The sequence below is a fragment of the Micromonospora sp. RB23 genome, assembly GCF_053585025.1.
In genome coordinates this window covers 863663-889530 of the sequence record NZ_CM132111.1, presented here as the reverse complement: position 1 = coordinate 889530, position 25868 = coordinate 863663, and the positions used below count along the sequence as shown (strand labels likewise).

Annotated in this window: 23 protein-coding genes; 13 read left to right on the top strand and 10 right to left on the bottom strand. The window is 72.1% G+C overall.

The window, feature by feature from the left end:
* The first annotated feature begins 111 nt into the window (after window positions 1-111).
* The 3 genes from ACTFTM_RS04080 to ACTFTM_RS04070 are packed head-to-tail and all read left to right on the top strand — an operon-like array spanning window position 112 to window position 5830.
* A complete protein-coding gene (locus ACTFTM_RS04080; RefSeq protein ID WP_449564523.1) occupies window positions 112-1671 on the top strand; it encodes a sodium:solute symporter in 1560 nt (519 codons plus the stop codon).
* Window positions 1672-1682: 11 nt separating this feature from the next.
* The gene (locus tag ACTFTM_RS04075) at window positions 1683-2858 is read left to right on the top strand and encodes an anhydro-N-acetylmuramic acid kinase (RefSeq protein WP_449564522.1); all 1176 of its coding nucleotides are present in this window, start codon (window positions 1683-1685) and stop codon (window positions 2856-2858) included.
* A 26-nt stretch (window positions 2859-2884) separates the two neighbouring features.
* A complete protein-coding gene (locus tag ACTFTM_RS04070) occupies window positions 2885-5830 on the top strand; it encodes an FAD-binding and (Fe-S)-binding domain-containing protein (protein ID WP_449564521.1) in 2946 nt (981 codons plus the stop codon).
* Here the strand turns inward: ACTFTM_RS04070 and ACTFTM_RS04065 are convergent.
* From ACTFTM_RS04065 to ACTFTM_RS04055, 3 genes are read right to left on the bottom strand one after another with little or no spacing between them, the layout of a single operon-like run.
* Entirely contained in the window at window positions 5747-6442 is a 696-nt protein-coding gene (locus ACTFTM_RS04065; RefSeq protein ID WP_449564520.1) for a hypothetical protein, read from the bottom strand. The genes ACTFTM_RS04070 and ACTFTM_RS04065 overlap by 84 nt on opposite strands.
* Window positions 6429-7061 carry a DUF305 domain-containing protein gene (locus ACTFTM_RS04060; RefSeq protein ID WP_449564519.1) on the bottom strand — a complete coding sequence of 211 codons (633 nt, stop codon included), beginning with the start codon at window positions 7059-7061 and terminating at the stop codon, window positions 6429-6431. The genes ACTFTM_RS04065 and ACTFTM_RS04060 overlap by 14 nt, the downstream gene beginning before the upstream one ends.
* Window positions 7061-8893, bottom strand: a complete 1833-nt coding sequence (locus ACTFTM_RS04055; RefSeq protein ID WP_449564518.1) for a sigma-70 family RNA polymerase sigma factor — start codon at window positions 8891-8893, stop codon at window positions 7061-7063. The genes ACTFTM_RS04060 and ACTFTM_RS04055 overlap by 1 nt, the downstream gene beginning before the upstream one ends.
* 226 nt (window positions 8894-9119) lie before the next feature.
* Between ACTFTM_RS04055 and ACTFTM_RS04050 the strand changes: the two genes are divergently transcribed.
* Entirely contained in the window at window positions 9120-9920 is an 801-nt protein-coding gene (locus tag ACTFTM_RS04050; protein WP_449564517.1) for an SDR family NAD(P)-dependent oxidoreductase, read from the top strand.
* Window positions 9921-9934: 14 nt separating this feature from the next.
* Here ACTFTM_RS04050 and ACTFTM_RS04045 read toward each other — a convergent pair whose 3' ends face one another.
* A complete protein-coding gene (locus tag ACTFTM_RS04045) occupies window positions 9935-11002 on the bottom strand; it encodes a DUF2855 family protein (protein WP_449564516.1) in 1068 nt (355 codons plus the stop codon).
* A 67-nt stretch (window positions 11003-11069) separates the two neighbouring features.
* Entirely contained in the window at window positions 11070-12284 is a 1215-nt protein-coding gene (locus tag ACTFTM_RS04040) for a PP2C family protein-serine/threonine phosphatase (RefSeq protein ID WP_449564515.1), read from the bottom strand.
* Window positions 12285-12570: 286 nt separating this feature from the next.
* Between ACTFTM_RS04040 and ACTFTM_RS04035 the strand changes: the two genes are divergently transcribed.
* Window positions 12571-13371: an RNA polymerase sigma factor SigF gene (locus tag ACTFTM_RS04035; RefSeq protein WP_449564514.1), complete on the top strand. Its 801-nt coding sequence runs from the start codon at window positions 12571-12573 to the stop codon at window positions 13369-13371.
* A 6-nt stretch (window positions 13372-13377) separates the two neighbouring features.
* Here the strand turns inward: ACTFTM_RS04035 and ACTFTM_RS04030 are convergent, their stop codons facing one another.
* Both ACTFTM_RS04030 and ACTFTM_RS04025 read right to left on the bottom strand, forming a co-directional pair.
* Window positions 13378-14409 (bottom strand): medium chain dehydrogenase/reductase family protein, encoded by a 1032-nt coding sequence (locus ACTFTM_RS04030; RefSeq protein WP_449564513.1) that lies wholly within the window; start codon window positions 14407-14409, stop codon window positions 13378-13380.
* 89 nt (window positions 14410-14498) lie between these two features.
* Entirely contained in the window at window positions 14499-15041 is a 543-nt protein-coding gene (locus ACTFTM_RS04025) for a TetR/AcrR family transcriptional regulator (RefSeq protein ID WP_449564512.1), read from the bottom strand.
* Window positions 15042-15158: 117 nt separating this feature from the next.
* Between ACTFTM_RS04025 and ACTFTM_RS04020 the strand changes: the two genes are divergently transcribed.
* The gene (locus ACTFTM_RS04020) at window positions 15159-16025 is read left to right on the top strand and encodes an oxidoreductase (protein ID WP_449564511.1); all 867 of its coding nucleotides are present in this window, start codon (window positions 15159-15161) and stop codon (window positions 16023-16025) included.
* Window positions 16026-16089: 64 nt separating this feature from the next.
* Here ACTFTM_RS04020 and ACTFTM_RS04015 read toward each other — a convergent pair whose 3' ends face one another.
* Window positions 16090-17622: an MFS transporter gene (locus tag ACTFTM_RS04015; protein ID WP_449564510.1), complete on the bottom strand. Its 1533-nt coding sequence runs from the start codon at window positions 17620-17622 to the stop codon at window positions 16090-16092.
* A 107-nt stretch (window positions 17623-17729) separates the two neighbouring features.
* Here ACTFTM_RS04015 and ACTFTM_RS04010 point away from each other — a divergent pair, with 107 nt between their 5' ends.
* The 4 genes from ACTFTM_RS04010 to ACTFTM_RS03995 all read left to right on the top strand — a co-directional run bounded on the left by ACTFTM_RS04010 (window position 17730) and on the right by ACTFTM_RS03995 (window position 21036).
* Window positions 17730-18209 (top strand): winged helix-turn-helix transcriptional regulator, encoded by a 480-nt coding sequence (locus tag ACTFTM_RS04010; RefSeq protein WP_449564509.1) that lies wholly within the window; start codon window positions 17730-17732, stop codon window positions 18207-18209.
* A 109-nt stretch (window positions 18210-18318) separates the two neighbouring features.
* Entirely contained in the window at window positions 18319-19194 is an 876-nt protein-coding gene (locus ACTFTM_RS04005) for an SMP-30/gluconolactonase/LRE family protein (RefSeq protein ID WP_449564508.1), read from the top strand.
* A gap of 168 nt (window positions 19195-19362) precedes the next feature.
* Entirely contained in the window at window positions 19363-20466 is a 1104-nt protein-coding gene (locus ACTFTM_RS04000) for an L-dopachrome tautomerase-related protein (protein ID WP_449564507.1), read from the top strand.
* 42 nt (window positions 20467-20508) lie between these two features.
* Window positions 20509-21036, top strand: coding sequence for a DUF421 domain-containing protein (locus ACTFTM_RS03995; protein WP_449564506.1), 528 nt, complete (start codon window positions 20509-20511; stop codon window positions 21034-21036).
* Between the two features lie 17 nt (window positions 21037-21053).
* On the opposite strand, the gene ACTFTM_RS03990 is transcribed toward ACTFTM_RS03995, so the two are convergent.
* On the bottom strand, window positions 21054-21809 hold the full coding sequence (locus tag ACTFTM_RS03990) for a dienelactone hydrolase family protein (RefSeq protein WP_449564505.1): 756 nt from the start codon (window positions 21807-21809) through the stop codon (window positions 21054-21056).
* A 181-nt stretch (window positions 21810-21990) separates the two neighbouring features.
* On the opposite strand from ACTFTM_RS03990, the gene ACTFTM_RS03985 reads away from it, so the two are divergent.
* The 3 genes from ACTFTM_RS03985 to ACTFTM_RS03975 all read left to right on the top strand — a co-directional run bounded on the left by ACTFTM_RS03985 (window position 21991) and on the right by ACTFTM_RS03975 (window position 23819).
* Window positions 21991-22914: an SDR family oxidoreductase gene (locus tag ACTFTM_RS03985; RefSeq protein WP_449564504.1), complete on the top strand. Its 924-nt coding sequence runs from the start codon at window positions 21991-21993 to the stop codon at window positions 22912-22914.
* A 147-nt stretch (window positions 22915-23061) separates the two neighbouring features.
* Window positions 23062-23454 (top strand): hypothetical protein, encoded by a 393-nt coding sequence (locus ACTFTM_RS03980; protein WP_449564503.1) that lies wholly within the window; start codon window positions 23062-23064, stop codon window positions 23452-23454.
* Window positions 23451-23819 (top strand): SAV_915 family protein, encoded by a 369-nt coding sequence (locus tag ACTFTM_RS03975; protein WP_449564502.1) that lies wholly within the window; start codon window positions 23451-23453, stop codon window positions 23817-23819. Before ACTFTM_RS03980 ends, ACTFTM_RS03975 begins: the two co-directional genes overlap by 4 nt.
* On the opposite strand, the gene ACTFTM_RS03970 is transcribed toward ACTFTM_RS03975, so the two are convergent.
* Complete coding sequence (locus ACTFTM_RS03970) at window positions 23780-25789, bottom strand: FAD-dependent oxidoreductase (RefSeq protein WP_449564500.1); 2010 nt, start codon at window positions 25787-25789, stop codon at window positions 23780-23782. The two genes, ACTFTM_RS03975 and ACTFTM_RS03970, sit on opposite strands and share 40 nt — an antisense overlap.
* Window positions 25790-25868: the final 79 nt, after the last annotated feature.

The following is a 25868-nucleotide window of genomic DNA, read 5'->3' as shown; positions in this document are numbered from 1 at the left end:
TCAGCAGGCTGAGACCACAGCGTAACCAGACCGGACGGGCGCTGGCAAAAAGTTTCGCGATAGTGTGGGCCAACGTCACTTATTGACAACCCCGCTGGTTGGGAGTGAACCGTGCGTCAACTCGACCTTGTCGTGATCGTGCTGTACCTCGTGGTGATCGCCGCCGTCGGACTACGCCTGTCCGGTAAACAGAAGTCGTCCAAGGACTACTTCGTGGGCGAGGGCAAGCTGCCCTGGTGGACCGTCTCGTTCTCCGTGGTCGCCACCGAGACCAGCGTCCTGACCGTGATCAGCGTGCCCGGCGGCGCCTACAGCAGTCAGGGCTTCGGCAACGTCGAACTGGCCCTCGGTTACGTGATCGGCCGCGTGGTCGTGGCCGCGGTGCTCATCCCGCTCTACAAGCGGGGTGGCTTCGTCAGCGCCTACCAGTACCTCGGTGAGCGGTTCGGTCTGAAACTCCAGGGCCTGGCGTCGGTCACCTTCGTCTTCACCCGCCTGCTCGCCGAGGGCGTACGACTCTTCGCCTCGGCCATCCCGATCAAGCTGCTCCTCGACGAGTTCGGGCTGAACGTCGGCTACCAGGCGATCATCATCGTCCTGACGCTGATCACGGTGGTGTACACCTACCTCGGTGGCATCAAGGCGGTCATCTGGACCGACGCCATCCAGATGGGCCTCTACCTCGGCGGGGCGATCCTGGCCATCGCGGTGCTCAGCCACGCCATCGGGTTCGACGGCTACTCGCAGGCGTTGGACGCCGGCAAGTTCCAGCTCTTCGACACCAACTTCGACCTCGCGCACGTGCTCACCAGCCCGTTCGCCCTGCCGACCGCGATCATCGGTGGCGCCATCTTCGCGATGGCCAGCCACGGGTCGGACCAGCTCATCGTCCAGCGCATCCTGTCGACCCGCACGCTGCGCGAGGGCCAGCTGGCGATGGTCTCCTCGGGCATCTTCGTGGTCATCCAGTTCGCGGCGTTCTCGCTGGTCGGCGCGCTGCTGTGGTCGTACAACAAGGGCCAGACCTTCAAGGAGCTGGGCCTGAACAGCACCGACAACCTGTACCCGAACTTCATCCTGCACGCCCTGCCGGTGGGTATCTCCGGCCTGCTGGTCGCCGGCATCCTCGGCGCGGCGATGGGATCGCTGTCGTCGGCGCTGAACTCGATGTCGAACTCCACGGTCGCCGACTTCATCCACAGCTTCTTCAAGAAGGTGCCGTCGGACGACACGATGCTCCGGCTCGCCCGGGTGATGACCCTGGTCTGGGCGGTGCTGATGGCGATCTTCGCCTGCGCGTTCAGCTCCAGCACCGGGAACGTCTACCTGACCGGTCTGACCATCGCCGGCTACACCTACGGCGCGCTGCTCGGGGCGTTCCTGCTCGGCCGCCTCGTCAAGCGGGCCAACCAGATCGACGCGGTGATCGCCTTCCTGGTCACGATCGCGGTGATGACCTACATCGTCCGCTACGTCAAGATCGACGTGACGACGGCCGGCACCACCACCGCGACCGCCATCGCCGCCCAGTGGCTGGTGCCGATCGGCGTCCTGATCACGCTGGCCGTCGGCACGGTGTCGAGTTGGTTCCACCCGGCCCCGACGCCGTACGACCACCGCCGCGTCGACGATGACGACGAGACGGCGGCGGCACCCGTGGGCCGGGCATGAAGGAGACCGCCATGCGCGTGATCGGCCTGATGTCCGGCACCTCGTACGACGGCATCGAAGCCGCCGCGGCCGAGTTCGAGCAGGACGGCGACACCCTGCGGATGCGACCGCTGGGCCGGCTCAGCCACCCGTACCCGGACGAGCTGCGTGCCCGGATCGCCGCCGCCCTGCCACCCGAGCCGACCACCACCGAGGCGATCTGCGTGCTGGACACCGGCATCGGCCAGGCGTTCGCCGAGGCCGGCACGCGGGCCCTCGCCGAGCTGTGCGACGGTCGCGCCGACCTGGTCGTCTCGCACGGCCAGACCATGCACCACTGGGTCGAGGGCGGCGTGGTCCGGGGCACCCTCCAGCTGGGTCAGCCGGCCTGGATCGCCGAGGCCACCGGCCTCGCGGTCGTGGCCGACCTGCGCAGCCGCGACGTCGCCGCCGGAGGCCAGGGCGCACCGCTCGTCGCCCTCTTCGACACCCTGCTGCTACGCGGGCTGCCGGGCGTCCCGGCCGCCCTCAACCTCGGCGGGATCGCCAACATCACCGTCGTCGCGCCGGACGCCGACCCCCTCGCGTTCGACACCGGACCGGCCAACGCGCTCCTCGACGCCGCCGTACGCCACTTCAGCGGCGGCGACGAGGAGTACGACCGGGACGGACGCGGGGCAGCCGCCGGGCAGGTCAGCCCGGCGCTGCTGCGGCGGCTGCTCGACGAGCCGTACTACCGGCTGCCCGGCCCGAAGAGCACCGGCAAGGAGCTGTTCCACCTGCCGTACCTGCTCGCCGCCCTGGCCGACGTGCCCACCCCGGATCCACAGGACGTGCTGGCCACGCTCACCCGGCTGACGGCGCTCACGGTGGCCGACGCCTGCCGCGCGCACGGCGTCACCCGGCTCGTCGTCTCCGGCGGCGGGGCGCACAACCCGACCCTGATGGGCATGCTCGTCGACGAGCTGCCCGGCGTCGACCTGACGTCCAGCGACGAGGTGGGTGTCGCGTCGGACGCCAAGGAGGCCCTGGCATTCGCGCTGCTGGGCTACCTGACCGTGCACGGGCTGCCGGGCACCCTGCCCTCGGGCACCGGCGCGCGGCACGCCTCGGTGCTCGGCAGCATCACCCCCGGTCGCGAGCCGCTGCGGCTGCCCGCGCCGGTCGGCACCGCCCCGACCAGGCTGCTGATCGACGCCGCCGACTGACCACTCCTTCCGAGGGAGGATCCGCCATGAGCACCGTCGTACCCGCGCCGACCGCCTCCGGCGTCCGCGCCCGCGAGGTCGCCGACCTGCTGCGCTCCCGCCTCGACGACCCGAGCCGGGCCAGCGCCGAGCTGCCCCGGCGGCTCGCGGCCGCGCACGACGCCTCGCCGTACCTGTTCGAGCCGCAGGCGGTGGTCCGCGCCGCCTCGGCCGCCGAGGTGGGCGCGCTGATGGTCGGCGCCCGGGAGGCCGGGGTGCCGCTGACCCTGCGCGGCGGCGGCACCAGCCTCGCCGGGCAGGCCGGCGGCGCGGGCGTACTCGTCGACGTGCGCACCGACTGGCGCGACGCCGAGGTGCTCGACGACGGGCGGCGCATCCGGCTCCAACCGGGGCTGACGATCCGGCAGGCCAACGCCCGACTGGCCCGCTACGGCCGTCGGCTCGGCCCGGACCCGGCCAGCGAGGCCGCCTGCACCGTGGGCGGCATGGTCGCCAACAACTCCAGCGGGATGACCTGCGGCACCACCGACAACGCGTACCGCACGATGGAGTCGCTGCGCTTCGTGCTGCCGTCCGGCACGGTCGTCGACTCCGCCGCCCGCGACGCCGACGAGCGGCTGCGGGCCGCCGAACCCGAGCTGCACGCCGGGCTGCTGCGGCTGCGCGACCGGGTACGGTCGGACCCCGGCTCGCGCGCCACCATCGAGCGGCTGTTCGCCATGAAGAACACCATGGGGTACGGACTGAACTCGCTGCTCGACCACAGCAGCCCGGTCGACATGCTCGCCCACCTCATGATCGGCAGCGAGGGCACGCTCGGCTTCGTCGCCGAGGCGGTCTTCCGCACCGTCGAGATTCACCCCCACGCCGCCACCGGCCTGCTCATCCTGCCCGGTCTCACCGACGCCACCGACGCGCTGCCCGCCCTGCTCGCCGCCGGCGCGCGTACCGCCGAACTGCTGGACGCGGCCGCGCTGCGGGTCAGCCAGCGCGACCCGGGCGCGAGCGCGGCCCTGCGCGGGCTCACCGTGACGGGGCACGCGGCGCTGCTGGTGGAGTTCGCCGAGGACAGCGCGGAGCACCTGGCCGCGACGCTCGCCGACGCCCGGGGAATGCTCGATCGGCTGCCCGCCGTCACCGGCACCGAGCTGACCCGTGACCCGCGCGAACGGGCCAAGCTCTGGCACCTGCGCAAGGGCCTCTACACGGCGGTCGCCGGGGCCCGCCCACCCGGCACCACGGCCCTGCTGGAGGACATCGCGGTGCCGATGCACCGCCTGACCGGCACCTGCGACGGGCTGATCGACCTGTTCGACCGGCACGGCTACGCCGACGCGGTGATCTTCGGACACGCCCGCGACGGCAACCTGCACTTCATGCTCACCCAGTCCTTCGACACACCGGCCGAGATCGACCGCTACGCGCGGTTCACCGACGACATGGTCGACCTCGTGCTCGCCGAGGGCGGCACCCTCAAGGCCGAGCACGGCACCGGCCGGGCCATGGCGCCCTTCGTCCGCCGTCAGTACGGCGACGAGCTGTACGACGTCATGCGGGAGCTCAAGCGGCTGTGCGACCCGGCCGGCCTGCTCAACCCCGGCGTGCTGCTCAACGACGACCCGAGCGTGCACCTGCGGCAGCTCAAGGCCGTGCCGACGGTCGACGAGGAGCTGGACGCGTGCGTGGAGTGCGGCTACTGCGAGCCGGTCTGCCCCACCGCCGACGTCACCACCACCCCCCGACAGCGGATCGTGCTGCAACGACAGATCGCCCTCGCCACCGCCGCCGGTGACGAGGAGCGCCGTCGGGAGTTGACCGACGACTACGCGTACGCGGCGGTGGACACCTGTGCCGCCGACAGCCTCTGCGTCACCGCCTGCCCGGTCGGCATCGACACCGGCGCGGCCATGAAGCGCCTGCGCGCCGAGCGGCACAGCCCCCGCGCCCAGCGCACCGCCGCCGGTGTCGCCCGGCACTGGAAGGCCGCCGTGACCGGCGTCCGGGTCGGGCTGAACGCCGCGCACGTCACCCCGACACCCGTGGTCCGCGCCGCCACCGGCGTGATCCGTTCCCTCGGCGTCACCGAACTCGTGCCACAGTGGAGTGACGACATCCCGCGTGCCGGTGCGCCCCGTCCCCGGCCACGCAGCACGCCGGACGCCCAGGCGGTGTTCTTCGCGGCGTGCATCGGCAGCCTCTTCGCACCACAGGACTCCTCCGGCGGCTCGGCGGCGGCGTTCCTGCGCCTGTGCGAGCTGGCCGGGGTGCCGGTGGTCGTACCGGCCGGCACGGCGGGCCTGTGCTGCGGGACGCCCTGGCAGTCCAAGGGCTACCCGGCCGGGCACCGCGAGATGGCCGAGCGCACCCTGGCCGTGCTCTGGGCCGCCAGCGACCAGGGCCGGCTGCCCGTCGTGTGCGACGCGTCGTCCTGCACCCACGGACTCGCGCAGTTGACCGCCGCGCTCGCCGTCGAGGACCGGGCGAGGTACGCGGAGCTGCGCTTCGTCGACAGCGTCACCTTCACCGCCCGGCACCTGCTGCCGGCGCTGCCCGAGCCCCGGCGGCTCGGTTCGCTCGCACTGCACCCCACCTGCTCCACCGTGCACCTCGACGGCGTCGAGGACCTGCGCACGGTGGCCCGGGCGGTCGCCGACACGGTGACCGTGCCGGACAGTTGGGGGTGCTGCGCCTTCGCGGGCGACCGGGGGCTGCTGCACCCCGAGGTCACCGCCAGCGCCACCGCCGCCCAGGCCGCCGAGGTCAACGAGCGCCCGCACGACGCGTACGCCTCCTGCAACCGGACCTGCGAGATGGGCATGAGCCGGGCCACCGGGCAGTCGTACCGGCACGTGCTGGAGGTGCTCGCCGAGGCGGTCGAGCCGCCGGGATCAGCGGTTCGCGTTGAGAAAGCCGATCAGGGTGGCGGCCCACCAGCCGAGCTGGGAGGTGAGGGCGGCGGCGACGCCGGGTAGCAGAGCGGACCAGCGCGGGTCGCCCTGCGCCGCGACGAGTCGGTCCCGCACCCGGCCGAGGAAGAGCCCGTTCACGCCGACCGCGAGCACCGCGAACAGCTTCACCCACACCAGCGCGGAGGACGTGTCCGGTCCCAACGCCGCGCCGCTGACGACGAGACCGACCAGGCCCAGCCAGATGAGCGGGTGCGCTGCCCGTGCGGCGTTCAGCACGGCGTCGAGCGGTTCGCGGCGCAGCAGCCAGCGGAGGCTGAACCAGTCCACCGTCAACACCGCGCCGAAGCCCACCACCAGGCAGGTCAGGTGACCGAAGAGGGCGACCGTCCGCCCGCCCGGGGAGAGGGTGACGTGCGGCGCGGCGAGGATCGCGAGCAGCCATCCGAGGCCCACCACCACGGTCGCGCCGACGAGGGTGGCGTGGCTCGTGGCACGGCGGTGACCGCCGCGCCAACCCGCCGTCGGTGTGGTCGCGGCACCCCGGCAGCGCGGCACCGCCCGACCGGTACGACCTCGCCGGACGCTGTCCGCGTACCCGGTCGTCGCGGCACGGTGGGCAGCCCGCGACACCCGCGCCGGACCGCCCACGGTGTCGTACAGGTCAGTGGTCCGCATCGCCGGTCGCGCCGGGCCGACCCGCTAGAGCGCTCAGCTCGGCGGCCCGCGCCGTCTGGATCCGGCCCGCGAGCGCCCGCACCTCCGGGCTGCCCCCGGCGTTCTGCTCGCCCCGACACAGCACGACCGTCTGTTCGAGATGCGCCCGGAGCAGACCCACGGCCCGCGACGGCGCCTCGGCGTCGGAGGCTGCCCGTAGCTCGGCGAGGCGGTCGTCGGTCACCATGCCGGGCATCTGGTGCCCCTCGTGGATGTTCTGCTCCGGGACGTTGCCGGCGGCCAGCAGACGCCGCAGCTCGGTCACCTCGGCCCGGTGGGCCGTCCGGATGTCGGCGAGGACGGCGCGCAGCGCGGGGTCGGTGGCCGACGGACGGGTGTCGAGGTGGTCGATCAACGCGAGCGCGCCCGCGTCCATCGGGAGCAGCAGTTGGATGAAGGCATCGTCGGTGCCGTTGAGCAGCACCGACGCGGCAGGTGCGGCAGCCGACGAGGCGGGCGCGGCGGGTTGCTCCGTGCGGCTCGCGTTCCTGGTCAGGCCGACGGCCAGCGTCGTCGCGACCAGGGTCACGGCGACGCCGGCGATCCGCCATGCGGGGGCCTTCAACGCGGCGCCGGTCATCAGCGCGCGGCCTGGAACGCGCGGCCGATCGCCGTCGCCTTGTTGCCGTCGCTGAACAGCCCGGACTTGTCCTTGTCGGTCGCGGGCAGGCCGAACCAGGCGTACCGCTGCACGTAGGAGAGCTGGCCGAGCATGCTGGTGGCCGCGGTGAGGAAGGCGGCCTGCTGCTCCTGACTGGGGAAGTTCTGACCCCCGCCGTCGTAGCGGATCAGCGCGAACTCGGTCAGCCAGATCGGTTTCTTGTAGCGCTGGTACACGGCTTGCAGGTACTGCCGGAGCTGGCTCACCGCCGCGGCCGTCGTGAAGTCGGCGCCGTACCAGTGCAGGGCGATGAAGTCGACGCGGTGACCCCGGGCCTCGGCGCCGGCCATGAACCGGCCCAGCCAACCCTGCGGATCCGCGCCACCCCAGGCGACCGCGGGGCTGCTCAGTTTGCTGCCCGTCGCCATCAGTTGCGGCCACAGGTCCAGCGCCTGCTCGACGGTCATGTTCGCCTGCTCGGACAGGTCCGGCTCGTTGAAGCCGAGCAGGTAGGGGCCGGCCGCCCGGGCCCGGGCAAGGTCTGTGGCGTTGACGTTCTCCGCGCTACGGATCATGGGGACGAATGTCGCGCCTCGCGGGGTGGTGATGCCCGGGTGCTGGGTGCCCCAGGTGTAGTACCAACCGGCCTTCGAGTTGGCCAACGCCTGACTCGCGCCCGCGAAGTTCCACACCCCGACGCCCTTGCGCGCGGAGCTGACCGCCGGCACGACCGGCGCCTTCGACGGCGAGGGACGCACGCTCGGTGACGGCGCCCTGCTCGGGGTAGCGACGACGGTGGGCGAGGCCGGGGGCGCGGCGGCCCAGGAGGGCGCGGGCTGTGGCGCGGCGGCCGGATCGGCCGGCAGGAGCACCACCACCGCGGTGATGGCGGCGACCACGGCCGCCACCGTCCCGGCGAGGGACGGCAGTAGACCCCGGGGTGCGCTGGCCGCCAGCTCGACGACGTTCGAGGGCGGCCCGACCGGCTGCGGGGCGGCCGGGGGCAGGGCCGCGTGCGGAACGCGGGCGCTGAGGCCGGCCGGCAGTGGCAGCAGCGACATCCCCGCGAGCAGCCGGTCGATCGGCAGGAACGCCGCGCCCAGGTGCCCGCAGAACGCGCAGTCCCGGACGTGTCGGGCCAACCGCTTGCGCCACAGCGGGCTGGGGTTGCCGTCCCACTCGGCCGTCAGGGCGTGCAGGTCCGGGCACCCGGGTCGTTCGTGCAGTGCGCGGACGACACCGCGGGCGCTCTGGATCTGCTCCTTCATCCGGTGGATGCGTACGGCGACGTGCCCCGGCGACAGATTCGCCGCCTCGGCGATCTCGGTACGCGTCAGCTCGCCGGTCTCCTCCAACCACCACAGCGAGAGCAGTTCCTGGTCGTCCGGATCGAGCCACCGGGTGGCCTCGGCGACCTCACGGCGCTGGTCGGTGAGGCCGAGCCGGAGGATCGTCATGCCGGCGAAGTCGGAGGCGGGGTCGGGCACGTTGTGGATCACGTCAAGGCCGGCGTCCCGGTTGAGGGCCACCCGTCGCCGCTGGTCCCAGTCACGTACCTGCCGGATCGTGATCGCCACCAGCCAGGACCGGTACGCCGTCGGGTCGTTGAGGCTGGGCAGGTGCCGGATCACCCGTACCAGGGTCTCCTGGACCACGTCGTCGACGTCGGCGTGGCCGCGCAGCGCACGCCCGACGATGTTGTAGACCAACGGAAGCGACGCCGCCACGACCTCGTCGAGAGCCCGCCGGTCGCCCTGTCGCGCCGCGACGACCAATCCGGGATCGGGTACTGCCCGACCGGCTGACGACATGGGTTCCACTCCTTGTGCGCTCGACCCGAACAGCGCCTGTACGCGCTGACCGTCTCCTGATCGGAGACGAGCGGTGGCAGGTCACATTACGGTTTTCTGCTCGGACCGGACACTGGTCGCGCCTGCCGGGGCGTGATCTGTCCGACTCACCCTGCCCGGTCCGGCCGGCGCGGTTACGGTCGAGGCTGCGGTAAACGGGTGCGGTGCGCAGGAACGGGGACGGGACATGACGGTTCAGATCGATCTCGCCGGTAGGACGGCGCTGGTCACCGGCTCGACCCAGGGCATCGGCGCGGCCATCACGGTCGGGCTCGCCCGGGCGGGGGCCCGGGTGGCGGTGAACGGCCGTACCGCCGCCGGCGTGGAGCGCGCCGCGAAGGCGCTGCGCGACGAGGTCCCCGGCGCGGAGGTCGTCGAGGTGGACGCGGACGTGTCGACCGACGAGGGTACGGCTCGCACGCTCGACCTGTTGCCCAGCGTCGACATCCTGGTCAACAACCTCGGCGTCTTCGGACCCACCGAGCCGTTGGAGATCTCGGACGACGAGTGGCGCCGCTACTTCGAGGTGAACGTGCTGGCCGGCGTCCGGCTGACCCGCGCCTACCTGCCCGCGATGATGGACCGCGGTTGGGGGCGGGTGCAGTACATCGCCAGTGACTCGGCCGTCGTCATCCCCGCCGAAATGATCCACTACGGCGTCTCGAAGACCGCCCTGCTCGGCGTCTCGCGCGGATTCGCGAAGGCCGCGGCCGGCACCGGCGTGACCGTCAACTCGGTGCTCGCCGGGCCGACCCACACCGGCGGCGTGGAGGATCTCGTCGCCGATCTCGTGGGCGACAGCCTGCCCTGGGAGGACGCCCAGCGGGAGTTCATGCGGCTGCACCGGCCGCAGTCGCTGCTCCAGCGGCTCATCGAGCCCGAGGAGATCGCGAACATGGTCACGTACCTGGCCTCGCCGCTCGCCTCCGCGACGACGGGCGCGGCGGTCCGGGTCGACGGCGGCTACGTGGACGCCATCGTGCCGTAACGGCGGCCGGGCGGTCAGAACTGGACGACGTGACCCACCCGTGGCGGCGTACGACCGGCGAGGACCTCGATCCATGCGTCCCGCAGCGCCTCCGGACCGTGGCCGACCCGCACGTCGAGCCACCCGCTCACCCTCGGGACGAACCGCTGCCAGGCGTCGGTGAACCGCGCGTCGAGCCCGTCACGCCCCCAGTCCTGACTGCGCTTGCGCATCTGCACGGGCGCGAAGAAGACCTCCCCGGCGGCGTCGGCGTTGGGCGTCTGGGTGGTGAGCCCGACGGCGATGTCCCGCACGAGCCGGTCGCCGAGGTGTTCGCGGAGCGCGACCCGGGTCGCGGGCGCGCCGGACAGATCGAGGTACGCGGTGTCGACCACGTCGAGGGTGTCGATCGCGTCGTACGGGACGACGTCGTCGTAGCAGCCGAGTGACCGGGTGAACGCGACGTTGCCGGGCGAGGTGAGCCCGACCAGTCGCGCCCCGCGTCCGTGCAGTTCGCACGCGGCGGCGTACGCCGTCTTGCTCGACGCCGACGAGAGCACCAGCGACCGCGCGCCGTAGAAGTCGTTGTCGACGACCTGGTCGGCCAGCATGAAGGAGGTGAAGAAGAGCGGCCGGAACAGGATCAGCAGATCCTCCTGCCCGGCCTGGTAGGCCGGGTCGCCGTCGGTCGCCCGGTACGCGTTGTACGGCGAGGGCAGACCGGCCCGGTGCGGGCTCGCGTCGCGGAACCCGGACGCGTCGACCCGGTCGGGCCGGACCACCAGGTGGCCGGCGGAAGGTAGGTAGCCGTAGACCCGTTGGCCCACCTCGACGTCGGCGACCGTCGACGCGACCACCTCGGCGAACCCCCACAGCGGCACGAGCCCCCACTGTGGACCGAGCCCCTGCGGGCCGGGTGGGAAGAACTCCCAGTAGCGCATCGCTTCGCCGAGCACCGCGTAGGTCACGTTGTTGGCGGTGAGGCCGACGCGGTCGACGCGCAGCAGCGCCGCGCCGTCGGGCAACGTCGGCACGTCGCCGTCGGCGAGCATGCTGCGACCCAGGTCGTCACGGGCCACGGCGAAGGTCCACGAGTCAGCCATGGTGTGACGCTAGACAGCCCTCGATCCGGAGACAAGTGCACTGGGAGTGCAAAATCCCACTCGGTGGTCAGGGGTGGGGCGCGGTCACGTGGCGCAGATGCGCCAACGGCAGGTGCTGCGGCTGCCATTCCAGGATCAGGGCCGTCGCGTCGTCGTCGAGCTGCTCGTCCTGGTAGGCGAGGACGGCACGCACCAGGCGGCGCATCGTCTCCGGGCTGGGCAGCCGGTCGTTGAGGGCACGGTTGACGAAGTCGACGAGTCGGTCCAGCCCGAACCGCTCCCCGTCGGCACTGCGCGCTTCGGTGATGCCATCGGTGTAGGCGAGGAGGCGATCACCCGGGTGCAGCTCCTCCTCGTACACCCGGGGCCTGGCCTTCGACAGATGACCGAGGCCGAGCGGCAGCGCGGTCGGTCCGGGCAGCTCCCGGATCGCCTTGCCGTCGCGCAGCAGCATGGCGCCGGGGTGACCCGCGTTGATCATCCTGAGCCGGCCGGTCCGCCGATCCAGCTCGGCGAGCAGCGCGGTCGCGAAGTAGCTGGGGTGCTCCGAGCGCACCCAGCGGTCGATGCTGATGGCCGTGTCGACGAGGTCGAGGCCGGATCGGCGGGCGTTGCGGTACGCGCTGACCACCAGCGAGGCAAGGGTGCTCGCCTTGATGCCGTGCCCGCAGGTGTCGAAGAGTCCGAGGCTGAGCACGTCGCCGTTCAACGCGTAGTCGAAGATGTCCCCGCCGACGTCGTAGCACGGTTCGAGGATCGCGGTGACCACCAGATCGTCGGTTGCGAAGGTCAGCGGCGGCAGCAGCCCCCACACGATCTCGGCGGCGACCTGCATCGGGAGGCGGCGTCGCATCCGCTCGACGACGTCGCCGTAGAGCCGGCGGTTCACCAGAACCTGGGCGACGTTGACCGCCAACTCCCAGGCGGGCCCGTCCAACGCCGTGTCACCGGCGGCCGGCGACACGACCTCCAGAACGCCGAGCCGCTCACAGCCGAGCAGCAGAGGCACCCAGAGTCGGTCCGGGGCTTCGGGGGCTCGCTGCACGTCGAGGGTCGTGAACGCCCGACCGGCCAGGGTCGTCTCGATCGTCAACTCGTCCCGGGTCAGACCGGCGCCCAGCATGGGCACGAGGCAGGACTGCGTGTAGTCGGCCAGGTAGATCACGATCTCGGTGGCGCCGACCGACGGCGCTGCCCGGGTGACGAGGAGCGACAGTTCGTCAGGCCCACCCCGGGGTGCGTTGAGCTGTAGCCAACGCGCCGCGTCGCCAGCGTCGACCACGCTCCACCTCCCCCGTGTCCTGACCACCCTAGGAGCCCGGGAGCGAACTGCCAATGTGCGCCTGACCTCGCCCTACCTTCACCCACTCATACTTTCGGCTAGTAATAACTCGCACTTTCGGGTAGCGTCGGCGCTGGCACACGAACGACATGACGCGGTGGCGAGGCCCGGGTTGTGGACCCTCCTCGACAGCGCATCCCGTCCGTCCATGCGCTCCGGCGACAGCCGGTTCGGATCTCTCTCCGGTCGACCTCGCGATGGGCATCCCGCAGAGAGGACCGATCCCATGGTCACCACTGTCGAGCACGCCCCCACCACTGGTTTCGCCCGTCGCAGCACCGCTGGCCTGGAAGAACTGATCGTCGAGTTGGCCACCACCGCGGCCGACGACCCGCGCCGGACGGCGCTGCGGGACCGCACCATCGAGGCGTGGATGCCACTCGCCCGCCACCTGGCCCGCCGCTACTCGGGACGCGGCGCCAACGACGAGGATCTCATGCAGACCGCGATGGTCGGGCTCATCAAGGCCGTCGACCACTTCGACGCGACCCGCGGCGTCGACTTCAGCGGGTACGCCATCCCGACAATCGTCGGCGAGGTCAAGCGGTACTTCCGGGACCGCACCTGGGCGGTGCGGGTGCCGCGTCGCCTCCAGGAAATCCGACTGTCGATCAGCGCCGCCAACAGCACGCTGACGCACACCCTGGGCCGCTCGCCAACGGTTGCCGACATCGCGACCTACCTCGACGTCTCCGAGGAAGCCGTGCTCGAAGGGTTGGAGGGTGCCCGGGCGTACCGGGCGACCTCACTGTCCACACCCACCGGCCCGGACGGAACCCTGGAGCTGGGTGACACCCTCGGGGAGCGCGACCACGAGTTCGACCTCGTCGACCTCCGCGTCGCCCTCGGCCCGGCGCTCGCCACGCTGCCCGAACGCGAACGCCGGATCCTCAGCCTGCGGTTCCACGGCAACCTGACCCAGGCCCAGATCGCCGAGCAGATCGGCGTCTCCCAGATGCACGTCTCCCGCCTGCTCACCCGGGCGCTTGCCACACTGCGCGGGCATCTCGGCGAGGACGACGGCTGAGCCGGTTCAGGGTTCCAGCACCACCTTGCCGGGCCGGGTGCGGGCCTCGGCGAAGGCCAGCGCTTCGGAGACCTCGGTCAGGGGGTAGCGGGCGGCGATCTGCGGCACGAGCACGCCCTGGCGCAGGAGGTCGAGCACGCTGCCGAGGTCGGTACGCAGCCGACGCCGGAACGCCGCGCGGCGGGTGAGGCGACCGGCCCAGAAGTTGTAGAAGCCGACCCGGTGCCCGTTGGGCAGAGCGTTCCAGGTGTAGAGGCGGGCCAGCAGCTTCACGAAGACCCAGACGATTGACCGTGCGGCGCCCATGGCCGAGGCGGTGCCGTACACGACGAGCGTGCCACCGGGCGCGAGCAGCCGGTACGAGGTGCGCACACCCGGGCCGGCCACCGGATCGAAGACGGCGTCGACGCCTGCGGGAGACAGTTCCCGGACCCGCGCGGCCAGGTCCGGGGCGCGGTAGTCGAGCGGTTCGACGCCGAGTGCCCGCAGCGCCTCGTGGTGCCGGGGGGACGCGGTGCCGATGACCCGCAGCCCGAGGTGGCGTCCGAGTTGGACGAGGACCGTCCCCACACCGCCGTTCGCGCCGTGCACGAGGATCGTCTGCCCGGCCCGCAGCCGGGCCCGGTCCAGCATCCGCCAGGCGGTCACTCCGTTCACCACCACGGTCTCGACCGCGGCCGGGTCCAGGCCGGGTGGCACGGGCGTGAGGTCGTCGACACCCACGACGGCGTGCGTGGTCCAGGCGCCGGTCTTGGTGACCGCCGCGACTCGGGTACCGACCAGCGAGCCGTCACCTCCCGGTCCCACGGCGCGGACGGTGCCGACGAGGTCGTAGCCGGGCACGAACGGAAACGCCGGCTGACCGGGGTAGAGGTCGCGGCGCATGCTCTGCTCGGCGTACGAGATACCGGTGGCCTGGACCTCGACGAGCGCCTGCCCGGCGGCCGGGACGGGCATGGGGCGTCGTTCGATCTGAAGCCCATCCGGCTCCACCACGCCGGGCAGCACCACTTCGGTGATCATCTCGCTGCTGGACATCATTGCCTCCTCTTGTTTGTGAGTGCGTACTCACTCACTTGCCGGATGGAAAAAGTGGGCCGCCGCAGCGGCCCATGATGGGACGTGGATCAGGGGTGCCGGATACCTGCGGTCAGCGCACGAGCCCACGGCTCGGGCACCTGCTCCAGACCGGCCGTGACGATCAGGTGGCAGAGCTGGCCGTACGCGAAGAACTGCTGCACCTGGGCATCGCCCGCGCCGGATCGGTTCTGCACGAAGGTGGCGACCCTCTTGTAGCCGGCCCGCACCGCCGCGGCGATCTCGGGAACGTCGGTGACCGCCTGCGCCTGCACCTGAAGCAGCAGGAGATCACGATCGGCGATCAGCTCGGCGTAGGCGCCGCCCATCGCGTCCAGGATGTCGTCCGGGCCGGCGTCACCGGCACGCTCCGCGCCCATCTCGAGCGCCGCGACGATCCGCTCGAAGCACGCCTCGGTCGCCGCCAGGAACAGCCCGAGCTTGCCGGCGAAGAGCCGGAAGACGTACGCCTCGGAGATGCCGGCGGCGGCCGCGACCGCGGTGACCGGCGTGGCGTGGAAGCCGGTACGCGCGAAGGCCGACACGGCGGCGTTCAGGACGATGGCCCGACGGGCCTCGGCGGTGGATCGCATGTTTTTGAGTGTGCACTCACAAACAACGCGCGTCAAGCGCCACGTCCTCAACTCGGGCGAAGATTGACGGAGAGTCGTCGCAGGCATATCTGCGACGGCAACGGATAGAGGGACGACATGAGCGACAACCTTCCCGGCGGCGCACTGACCCCCGCCGACGGCCTCACCCTGAGCCGGATGGGCTACGGCGCGATGCAGCTCGCCGGCCCGCACGTCTTCGGCCCCCCGCGCGACCGCGAGCAGGCTCTCGCCGTGCTCCGCGAGGCCGTCGACCGGGGTGTACGCCACATCGACACCAGCGACTTCTACGGCCCGGTGGTGGTCAACGAGCTGATCCGCGAGGCGCTGCACCCGTACCCCGAGGATCTGCACCTGGTCACGAAGGTCGGCGCGCGCCGCGGCGACGACGCCTCCTGGCTCCCCGCGCTGCGACCGGACGAGCTGAAGGCCCAGGTCCACGACAATCTCCGACACCTCGGCCTGGACGTCCTCGACGTGGTCAACCTGCGGGTCGGCGTGGCCGAGGGCACCGAGGACGACCCGCTGTCGGAGCAGTTCGGCGCCCTCGCGGAGCTGCGGCAGGAGGGACTGATCCGGCACCTGGGGCTCAGCAACGTCACGCCCGCCCAGCTCACCGAGGCCCAGGCCATCGCCCCGGTGGTCACCGTGCAGAACCTCTACAACCTCGCGAACCGGCGGGACGACGCGCTTGTCGACAGGTGCGCGAAGGAGAACATCGCGTTCGCCGCGTTCTTCCCGCTCGGCGGATTCACGCCGTTGCAGTCCGACACGCTCAACGCCGTCGCCGCCCGAGTGGGCGCCTCGCCGCAGCAGACCGCCCTGGCCTGGCTGCTACAGCGCTCCCCCGCCATGGCGCTGATCCCCGGCACCTCGACGCTGGACCACCTCCGGGAGAACCTTGCCGCGGCCGACCTGACCCTGCCGGCCGACGCGATCGAGGACCTGAACACGATCGGCAGCTGATGAGGAGTCGGGCGCTGGCGTGGTCGCGGTCTGGGCGGCGGCAGGCGGTGACCCTCGGTCATACCTAGTGCTGGTGGGGGCGGTTGCGGATGAGGGTGAGCGCGAGGACGGCGGTGACGAGGAAGACCACGCCACTGACCCGCAGACCGGCCTGCACTCCGGAGGTCATGGCCTCGGCGAGCGCCGACCGGACCGGTTCGGGCAGCGGCTGGTCGCCGGTCGCGCCGGCGGCCACCGCCGCCTGTACGGCGCTGCGGGTGGGTTCGCCGACCTGGTGTGCGGCGAGGCGGTCCGGCAGGTCGGCCGCCATCGTGGTGGTGAGCAGCGTGCCCAGCAGGGACGAGCCGAGCACCGAGCCGACCTGGCGGGAGGCGTTGACCGCGCCGGATGCCATGCCGGCCTGGGCGGGGGCCACGCTGGCCAGCGCCGCCGCCGTCGCCGGGGCGACCACCAGACCACTGGCGGCGCCGAACAGCGCGAACAGCGCCCAGCGGTGGTCGAACGTCGTGGTCGGCCCCTGCGCCGCCAGTCCGAAGCTGGCCACCGCGCCGAGCACCAGGCCGAGGGTGAGCGGCGCCTTGAATCCGGTACGCCGGATGGTCCGCCCGGCGGCGAAGGCCACGAGGACGTACGCGCCGAAGAGCACCAGCATCCGCCAGCCGGTGTCCAGCGGGCTGAGCGCCTGGGCACGCTCGTGGAAGAGGACGAGCAGAATCGCCACGCCGGTGAAGCCGAACAGCGACACGGCGGCGACGACCATGACGGCGCTGAACGACGCCGAGCGGAACAGCCGTACGTCGAGCATCGGCGCGCTGGTACGCAACTCGACCAGCACGAACGCGACAAGCGCGACGGCCGAGACGATCCAGGCGGCCGTCACGACTCCGCTGGTGTAGCCGTCGCGCCCGCCCTGGATCATCGCGTAGACCGCGGCGGCGATGGCGACGGTGCCGAGCAGCAGACCGGGCAGGTCGAGTCGTCCCGCGCTGGGCCGGGACTCGGCCACCCCGATCGCGGCGACGACGAGGGTGACCACGCCCAGCACGATCGTCGACACGTACACGCTGTGCCAGGAGTGGTGTCGCAGCAGCGCGCCGGCGATGAGCGGGCCCACCGCCAGACCGATGCCGGAGGCGGCCGACCAGGCGGTGATGACCTCGGTACGGCGGTGCGGGTCGGTGAACGTCGCGCCGAGGATCGCCAGGCTGTTCGGCAGGATCAGGGCACCGCCGAGTCCGGCGACCAACTGGCCGACGATCACCCAGCCCACGGTGGGAGCGCTGGCCACGGCGACGCCGCCCGCGATCATCGCGAGGATGCCGGCACCGAACATGCGGCGGCGCCCGTAGCGGTTGCCCAGGGTGGCGGCGGACAGCACCAGACTCGCCACGACCAGGGTGTAGGCGCTGGGGATCCAGATGACGGTGGTGGGGTCGACCCGCAGGTGGGCCTGGATGGTGGTCAGGGCGGAGACCGTGGCGGTGATCTGCAGGAACGTGATCATCGCGCCGAGACACATGGCGATCAGGGTCACCGTGCGGGAGCCGCGAACGGCCGCACGGGTGGTGACGGCCGGGGCCGTGCTGCTGGTGGTCACTGGACGTCCTCGGGTCGGAGTTCCGCTGACTTCTGCATAGTGAAGCCAGGGTAACGCGCGACGAATCACCTGGCTAGCGTCAACGCAAGTCAGGTAAGCTGGACCACATGGAGGACCTACGCGACGACCGCGAATCCTGGTCGATGGAGAACTGCTCCATCGCACGAGCGATGGACATCGTGGGCAGCCGTTCAACGATTCTGATCATGCGCGAGGCGCTGCTCGGCACGCGGCGGTTCGACGACTTCGTCCGGCGTGTCGGAGTCGGCGAGCCCGCCATGGCGGCCCGACTCAAGGAGATGGTCGCCGCCGGCCTCCTCGAACGGATCCCCTACCGGGAACCGGGCCAGCGCACCCGCCACGAATACCAACTCACCCGCAAGGGCCGCGACCTGCTGCCCGTCATCACCGCACTGCGCAACTGGGGCGACACCTGGAGCGCCGACGACGCCGGCCCCGGCATCCGCGCCACCCACCACGACTGCGGCGAACCGGTCCGTGCGGTGCTCCGCTGCGCCGCCGGCCACGACGTCGAGGACGGCGAGATCGACATCACTGCCGGGCCGGGCCTGATCCGCCGGCAGTGACTGCCCCGCCCAGACAGCCACCTGCGGCACCGCGGCGAGTGGCGTGCGCGGTACGGTCCGCGCAACGGCACGGACCCCCGCCATCGCCGGGAACCGCAGGAGGAACGAGATGGAGCTGACCGAACCCACCGTCTGGGACGCGGAGCGGCTGGAGCTGGGCGAGGGGCTGCGCTGGGTCGAGGGCCGCCTGGTCCTGGTCGACCTGCTGGCCGGCCGTCTACTCGAGACCGACGGTGACCGGCCGGGCGCACTACGGCAGCTGCGCCGGCTCGACGTGCCGCTCGGCGCGGTCGCCCCGGTGGCCGACCGGCCCGGTGAGTGGCTGGCCGCCGCCGGCACCGGCATCGCCGTGCTGCCCGCCACCGGCGATCCTCGACCGGTCGCCGAACTGGTCGCCGACGCGCCCGAGCCGACCCGGATGAACGACGCCGTCGCCGACCCGCACGGCCGCTTCTGGGCCGGCAGCATGGCGTACGCGCAGACGCCCGGCGGGGGCACGCTGTTCCGGCTGACGCCCGGCGCCGCGCCGGTGCCCGCCGTGACCGGGCTGTCCATCCCGAACGGGCCGGCGTTCGACGTCGACGGCACCACCATGTACCTGGCGGACACGCCCCGTGGGGAGATCGACCGGTTCACCGTCGACCCGACCACCGGTGACCTGCACGGGCGGGAGCCGTTCGTACGCCTCTCCCCGGGCGAGGGCAGCCCGGACGGGATGACGCTCGACGCGGCGGGCCACCTCTGGGTCGCGCTGTGGGGCGGCTCGGCGGTCCGCCGCTACCGTCCCGACGGCACCCTGGACCGGGAGATCCAGCTCCCGGCGGCACAGCCGGCCGGCATCTGCCTGGGCGGCGCCGACCTGCGGCGTCTCTTCATCGGCACCGCCTCGGTCGGCCTCACGTCGGCCGGCCCGGCGGACGGCGCGCTGCTCGCGGTCGACGTCCCGGTCCCGGGCCTGCCCATCTCCTCCGCCCACGCCGTCTGAACCGACGCCGGACGGGCACGCATCGACGAGTTCCTGGACGTGGCCGGCAAGCGTCCCCGACACGGCACGGCGCAGGCATATCGGACGCCGGGGCGGGAATAGCCACGGCGGAAGTGGCAGTGGGCCGACGGCAGGGGGCTGGACGATGAGCACCATGGAGCGCGCGTCATGAACGGGCCGGTCGGCGACGAGCCGGTGGGCGAGTTGGAGTTGGTGCACACCTTCACCGGCCCGATGCCGACCGGTGTGAGCGTCTCGCACCAGGGCCGGATCTTCGTCAACTTCCCGCAGTGGGGCGACGACCCGCCGGCCGGCGTGGTCGAGCTGCGGGACGGCAAGGAGGTGCCCTTCCCCGACGAGGCGTGGAACAGCCCGTCGGGCATCGACGACGCGGGCGCGTTCGTGTCGGTGCAGAGCATCGTGGTGGACCCGGCGGACCGGCTGTGGGTGGTGGACACCGGCAGCCCGAAGTTCCAGCCCACGAAGCCGGGCGGGCCGAAGCTGGTCCGGATCGACCTGGACACGAACACGGTCGCCCAGGTGATCACCTTCCCGCAGGACGTGGCGCCGCCGACGACGTACCTCAACGACGTCCGCTTCGACCTGCGCCGGGGCGAGGCCGGCGTCGCGTACATCACCGACTCGACGGACTCCGGGCCGAACGGGATCATCGTGGTGGACCTGGCCAGCGGCGCATCCTGGCGGCGGCTGCACGATCACCCGTCCACGAAGGCGGACCCGGTCACGGCCTTCCGCCCGTTCGTCGAGGGCCGCCCGCTCATGAACCGCCCGCCGGACGGACCGCCGAAGCCGTTGGCGATGGGCTCCGACGGCATCGCCATCTCGGCCGACGGCGAGAGGCTGTACTACTCCCCGCTACTGTCCCGGCACCTGCACAGCGTCTCGACCGAGGCGCTGGCCGACCCGTCGGTGACCCAGGAGGCGGTCGCGGCGACAGTCGTCGACGAGGGGGACAAGGGCACCGGGTCGGACGGCTTGGAGTCGGACGACAAGGGGCGGCTCTACTTCACCTCGTACGAGCACAACGCGGTGCTGCGGCGGTCGCCGGACGGCGAGGTCGAGACCCTGGTGCACGACCCGCGCCTGCTCTGGCCGGACACCATGTCGGTGGCCACCGACGGGCACCTCTACGTGACCGCCAACCAGCTGCACCGGCAGCCGCAGTACCAGCGCGGCCAGGACCTGCGCCGCAAGCCGTACGCGCTGTTCCGCGTCCGGATCGACGCCGGTCCGGTGCTGTTGCGCCGCTGACCGGGGTAGGCATGGCCGCGCGGGCGGCGGGTAGCCCGTCGGGTGGCCGACTGGCATGAGCTGTTCGTCCCGGACACCCCGCTGTTGGAGATCGTGGTTCGGGGCAGCGTCATGTATCTCGCGCTGTTCACCCTCCTGCGGGTCATCCTCAAGCGGGAGAGCGGCACCACCGGCGTCACCGACCTGCTGGTCATCGTGCTGCTCGCCGACGCCGCCCAGAACGGCATGTCCGGCGGCTACAGCTCGGTCACCGACGGGGTGCTCCTGGTCGGGGTGATCATCGGCTGGTCGTACCTGCTGAACGCCGTCGCGTACCGGTGGCAGGCCGCCGCCCGGCTGATCCGGCCCAGCTCGCTGGTGCTGGTGCGGGACGGGCGGATCGTGCGGGAGAACATGCGCCGGGAGCTGATCACCGACGAGGAGTTGCACACCCTGCTCCGCGAGCAGGGCGTCGTCGACCTCGGCCAGGTCCGCGAGGTGCGGATGGAGGCCGACGGGCGGTTCAGCGTCACCACGCGTACGCCCGGCCGGCCGCGCGACGTACGGGACGCGCAGGGCGGCCTCGGCTGACCTGCGCGCCGCCCGCGTCAGCTCGCCGGCAGGGTGCGGTCCAGCAGGTCGAACAGGGCCGCCCAGTGCCGCTCGGTGCCCTGCGCGTGGTACATGGGGGTGTCCGCCATGGTGAAGCCGTGGTGCGCGCCCTCGTAGACCTCGGAGCGGTAGCGCACCCCGGCGGCGTCGAGCGCCTTCTCCAGGGTGGCGATCTGCTCGGGCGTCATGGACTGGTCCGCGTCGGCGTGCCCGAAGTACAGCTCGCCGGTGATCGAGCCGACGCCCAGGTGCGGGCTGTCCGGCGCGTCGGTGACGACCCGCCCGGCGTGGAAGCTGGCGACGGCCGCGATGCGGTCCGGGTACGCCTCGATGGCCCGCAGCGCGTTCGTGCCGCCCATGCAGTAGCCGGTGATCGCGACCGGTCCCGGCCTGACGTCGTCGCGACCGGCCAGGAAGTCCAGGTACGCGGCGGTGTCCCGGCTGATCACGTCGGGGGTCAACGCCCCGATCAGCGGCACGATCTTCTCGAAGAGGGCGCCCCGCTGGTCGGCTTCGCCGAGCCGGGACAGGTCGAACAGCGGCGCCCGGCCGGCCCGGTAGAACAGGTGTGGGGTGAGCACCAGATAGCCGCGTCCGGCGATCCGCTCGGCCATCTCCACCAGGCGGGGCCGAGGCCCGAAGGCGTCCATGAAGAGGAGCACGGCCGGGAACGGACCGTCGCCGTCGGGCCGGGTCAGGCTCGCGTCCGCCACACCGTCGCTGGTCGGGATGTCCACCGTCGTCGTCTGCATCGAGCCTCCTCGTACGCCGATCTTGGTCCGTCCGGAACGTTACTCGCCCTGCCTGGGCGCCTGATGCCGGTGGGCCAGGCAGGGACCGGCGATCCCTGGACAAGGTCACCCTGAATAGCGGACGGCGACCGGCCCAGTGTTGTCGGCGACCGATGAAGGACGCCGCGACGTGGAGGTTGTCGTGCTCGATGAGACCGTTGGGAACCTGACCGGAAAGCTCGCCGTGGTGACCGGCGGCAGTGACGGGCTGGGGCTCGCCCTGGCCGGTCGCCTGGCCCGCGCCGGCGCGGAGGTGGTGCTTCCGGTCCGCAACCCGGCCAAGGGCGACGCCGCGCTGGAAGCCGTCCGGGCCGCCGTGCCGGGTGCCGCCGTGTCGACCCGGCAGGTGGACCTCGCCTCGCTGGACTCGGTGGCCGCACTCGCCGACACGCTGCTCGGCGAGGGGCGACCGATCCACATCCTGATCAACAACGCCGGTGTGATGGCACCACCCGCCCGACACACCACGGCCGACGGTTTCGAGCTTCAGTTCGGCACCAACCACCTCGGCCACTTCGCGCTGACCGGACGGCTGCTGCCGCTGCTGCGGGCCGGACGGGCCCGGGTCACCACCATGTCGAGCAGCGCCGCACGCTCGGGCAAGCTGGACTGGGACGATCTACAGAGCACCCGGCGGTACGGGGCGGTCCGCGCGTACAACGCGTCCAAGCTGGCCACGCTGCACTTCGGGCTGGAACTCGACAGGCGCAGTCGGGCCGGCGGTTGGGGCGTCGTCAGCAATGTGGCGCACCCCGGCACCACGATGACCAACCTGTACGCGTCCGGGCCCAACCTGGGCCGCAGGCGGCCGTCGCCGCACCACGCCGTGATGAGCCGGCTGGCCCGCTGGGGCTTCCTGGTGCAGTCGGTGGACGCCGGCCTGCGGCCCGCCCTCTACGCGGCCACCAGCGAACGGGCGCAGGGCGGCCGGTTCTACGGGCCGGACGGCCTGGGGCAGTTCACCGGCGCGCCGACCGAGTTGGCCGTCTACCGTTCGGCCCGCAGCACGGACGACGCGGCCCGCCTCTGGGAGGTCTCCGAGCGGCTGGTCGGCGTCGGGTACTGACCCCGAACGCGCCCGCGCGCCGCCGGGGAAGCCGCCGCATGCGGTAGCGGTTCCGCCGCGTGAAGGGCGCGTCAAGATTCGACGCAGGCCCGTCCAAACGCCGTATCGACGTGCCCCGCGCCGACCTCGGGCAGTGACGATGGGTCCATGAGTCCTTGGCGGATGACACGCTGGGAACGCGGGAACCTACCGCCCGACACCGACCCGGTCGAGCCGGCTTCCGGCGCGGACGGGCTGGAACGCCGGCACGAGGCGCTGGTCAGCGTCCGGCTCGGCCCGGCCGCGCCCGGCAGCCACCTGGTCGAGCACCTGCGGCACGAGCCGTGCGCCGTCGACGCGTGGTGGATCGCCGCCGACGTCGACGCCGTGGTGCGGCTCTCCGCGCCGAGCGTGACCGTGCTGCACCGGGCCGTGGCCGACCTGCGTCTGCGCGCCGGGGTGGAGGTGGCCGAGGCCAACTACATCCTCCGCGCGCTCGACCTGTCCGGGCCGGCCGGGCCACGCGGTGGCGTCCCGGCGTGGACGGTGTCCGCCGCATGAGTCGCCCCGCCGCCGTGGACACGACCGCCGTGGGCGACGGCCCGACGATCTACGCCGTACCGGTGCGTGAGCTGCCGGGACGGCCGGTGGGTACGGTGCGGACCGGGCGCACGCCGCAGGGTGAGCGGGTGGGTATCGCCTTCACCCGGTCCGACCTGCTGGTCACCGCGATGGGCGCCGACCAGCAGTGGGAGGAGCTGTGCGAGTCGGCGCTGCGCGGCATGCTGCGTCCGCTCGGCATCGACCGGATCCAGGTCGATCCCCTGCTGGTGGCGCCGCCGCTTTGCCCGAGCGTCGGTGACCGGGCCGCGCCGACCGCGCCCGTTCAGGCCGGTACGAAGCGCACCGCGTCGGCGACCACGTAGCCGTCGGTGTCCTCCGTACGGATCAGCACGCTCCCGTCGCTGCCCGCCGTGAACGGGTAGGTGCCCATCGACACCCACTGGCCGCCGGACTGCCGCTGGTTGACGGTACGGGTGGTCACCCCACCCGCGTACGCGACGTCCACCGGCACGTTCGTCGCCCGGTTCGGGTCGGCGGTCCAGCGCAGGTGCACGGTCCACGAGCCGGTGGTCGGCAGCGTCGGACGGAACCGCAGCCGGTTGACGCCCTTGGCGGTGTTGCCGTCGTGCTCGTAGTCCGCGCCGTAGTAGCCGCCGATGCTGGTGCTGCGCAGCCACGTCCCGGCCCGGGTGATCCCGCTGGTCGCCGCGTTGTCGACGATCACCTCGCCGGGCGTCCCCCAGTCGAGCACCGCGCCGTCCTGGCGCAGCCGGGCCTGGAGGGCGGGTACGGAGACGGCCTGCACGGCGAGGTCGTTGGTGAGCGCCAGCGATGCCGCGGTGGCCGCCGCCTGCCCGAGGATCATGAACACCGGCTCCATCCGGATCGAGCCGTACGCGATGTGGCTGGCGGACAGGCAGACGGGCACGAGCAGGTTGGCGCACTGGTTCTGGTGGGGGACGATCGCGCGGTAGCTCACCGGGTACGGCTGCGGGACGCTGATCTGCACGTCCCCCTCGTTGCGCACCTTGCCGTCGACCACCACGCGCTGGCAGTTGTGCGAGTCCATGGTGTAGCTGGCCAGGCCCACCGAGTCGGTGGCGCGTACCCGGCCCCGGCAGTCGGCGTCGGTCATCACGTACGCGGAGACCATCCGGCGGGCCTCGCGGATGTAGAGCAGCGGTGGCCAGCCCCCGGTGGTGGTGAACTCGTCGACGGGCAGGCCCCACCGGGCGGTCGAGTCACGCACGGTCGCCGGCAGCCGCGGGTCGTTGGCCAGGAACCACATGAGCCCCTGCTGGTACGTGCGGTGGTCGGCGATGATGCTCTCCCGGGTGGCCCAGTTCGCCGTGGGGTAGGCGTGGTTGAGGCCGATGTGGTCGGTGGAGACCGCGCCGTTGTTGTTGGAGTCGGTCTTGCCGCCGCCGATCGAGTGGGTGGTGAAGTACGGCCCGGTGTAACCCGCCTGGATGTGGCGCAGCAGCAGTTCGTACCGGATCGGGTCGTATCCGGGCGGCTTGCCGAACGGGATGCGGTTCGCGGCCTGGGTGAGGCACATCCGGAAGCAGTACGCCTGGATGCGGTCGTCGCCGCTGCCACGCGGGGCGAGCGGCGTGGCCGAGATGCCCGGCAGCAGGCCGCTGGCCGGCGAGCCGGCCGTCACGTACGGGTCGACGGGGTAGACGAACTGGTGGGTGTTGCCGGACTGCACCCCGTTGATCGTCTCGCCGTAGGTGTCGTTGGACTCCCGCCCGACGGTGAATCCCACCCCGGCCATGGCCATCAGGTCACCCTCGTAGGTGGCGTCGACGAACACCCCGCCGGAGTAGACCGACCCGTCCTCGGTGCGCAGCTCGGTGATCCGGTTGCCGGTGCGGCCGAGGCTGGACAGCCGGGCCCCGACGACCACCGGGACGCCCGCCTCGGCCAGCATCTCGGCGAAGATCTCGGTGGCGACGTGCGGTTCGAAGGTCATCCGCAGCGGGGACGTGGGCGTGAGCGTCCCGCCGTGGTATTTGACGTACACCCGGCGGTAGAACTCGGCGGCCAGCCCGCCGATGGACGCCTGGACGCCGGTGTCGGTGGCCCCGAGTCCGGCGGTGCTCAGCCCGCCGACGTGGCTCGTGGGCTCGATCACCACGGCGGTGCGGCCGAGCCGGCGCATGGTGATCGCGGCGGCCAGCCCGCCGGAGGTGGCGCCGTAGACGACCAGGTCGGCGGTGGTGACGGCGGCGCGGGCGGGACCGGCGCGGAAGGGGTCGGCCAGGCCGGCCAGGACGAGGCCGGCACCGCCGGCGGTCAACAGCCGGCGACGGGACAGGGGCAGGGACACGGCGAACTCCCAGGGGGTAACCGGAGGGGACGGTTACAGAAGCACGCCGCTGCCGCTGCTAGCGAAATTCTTCAATCTC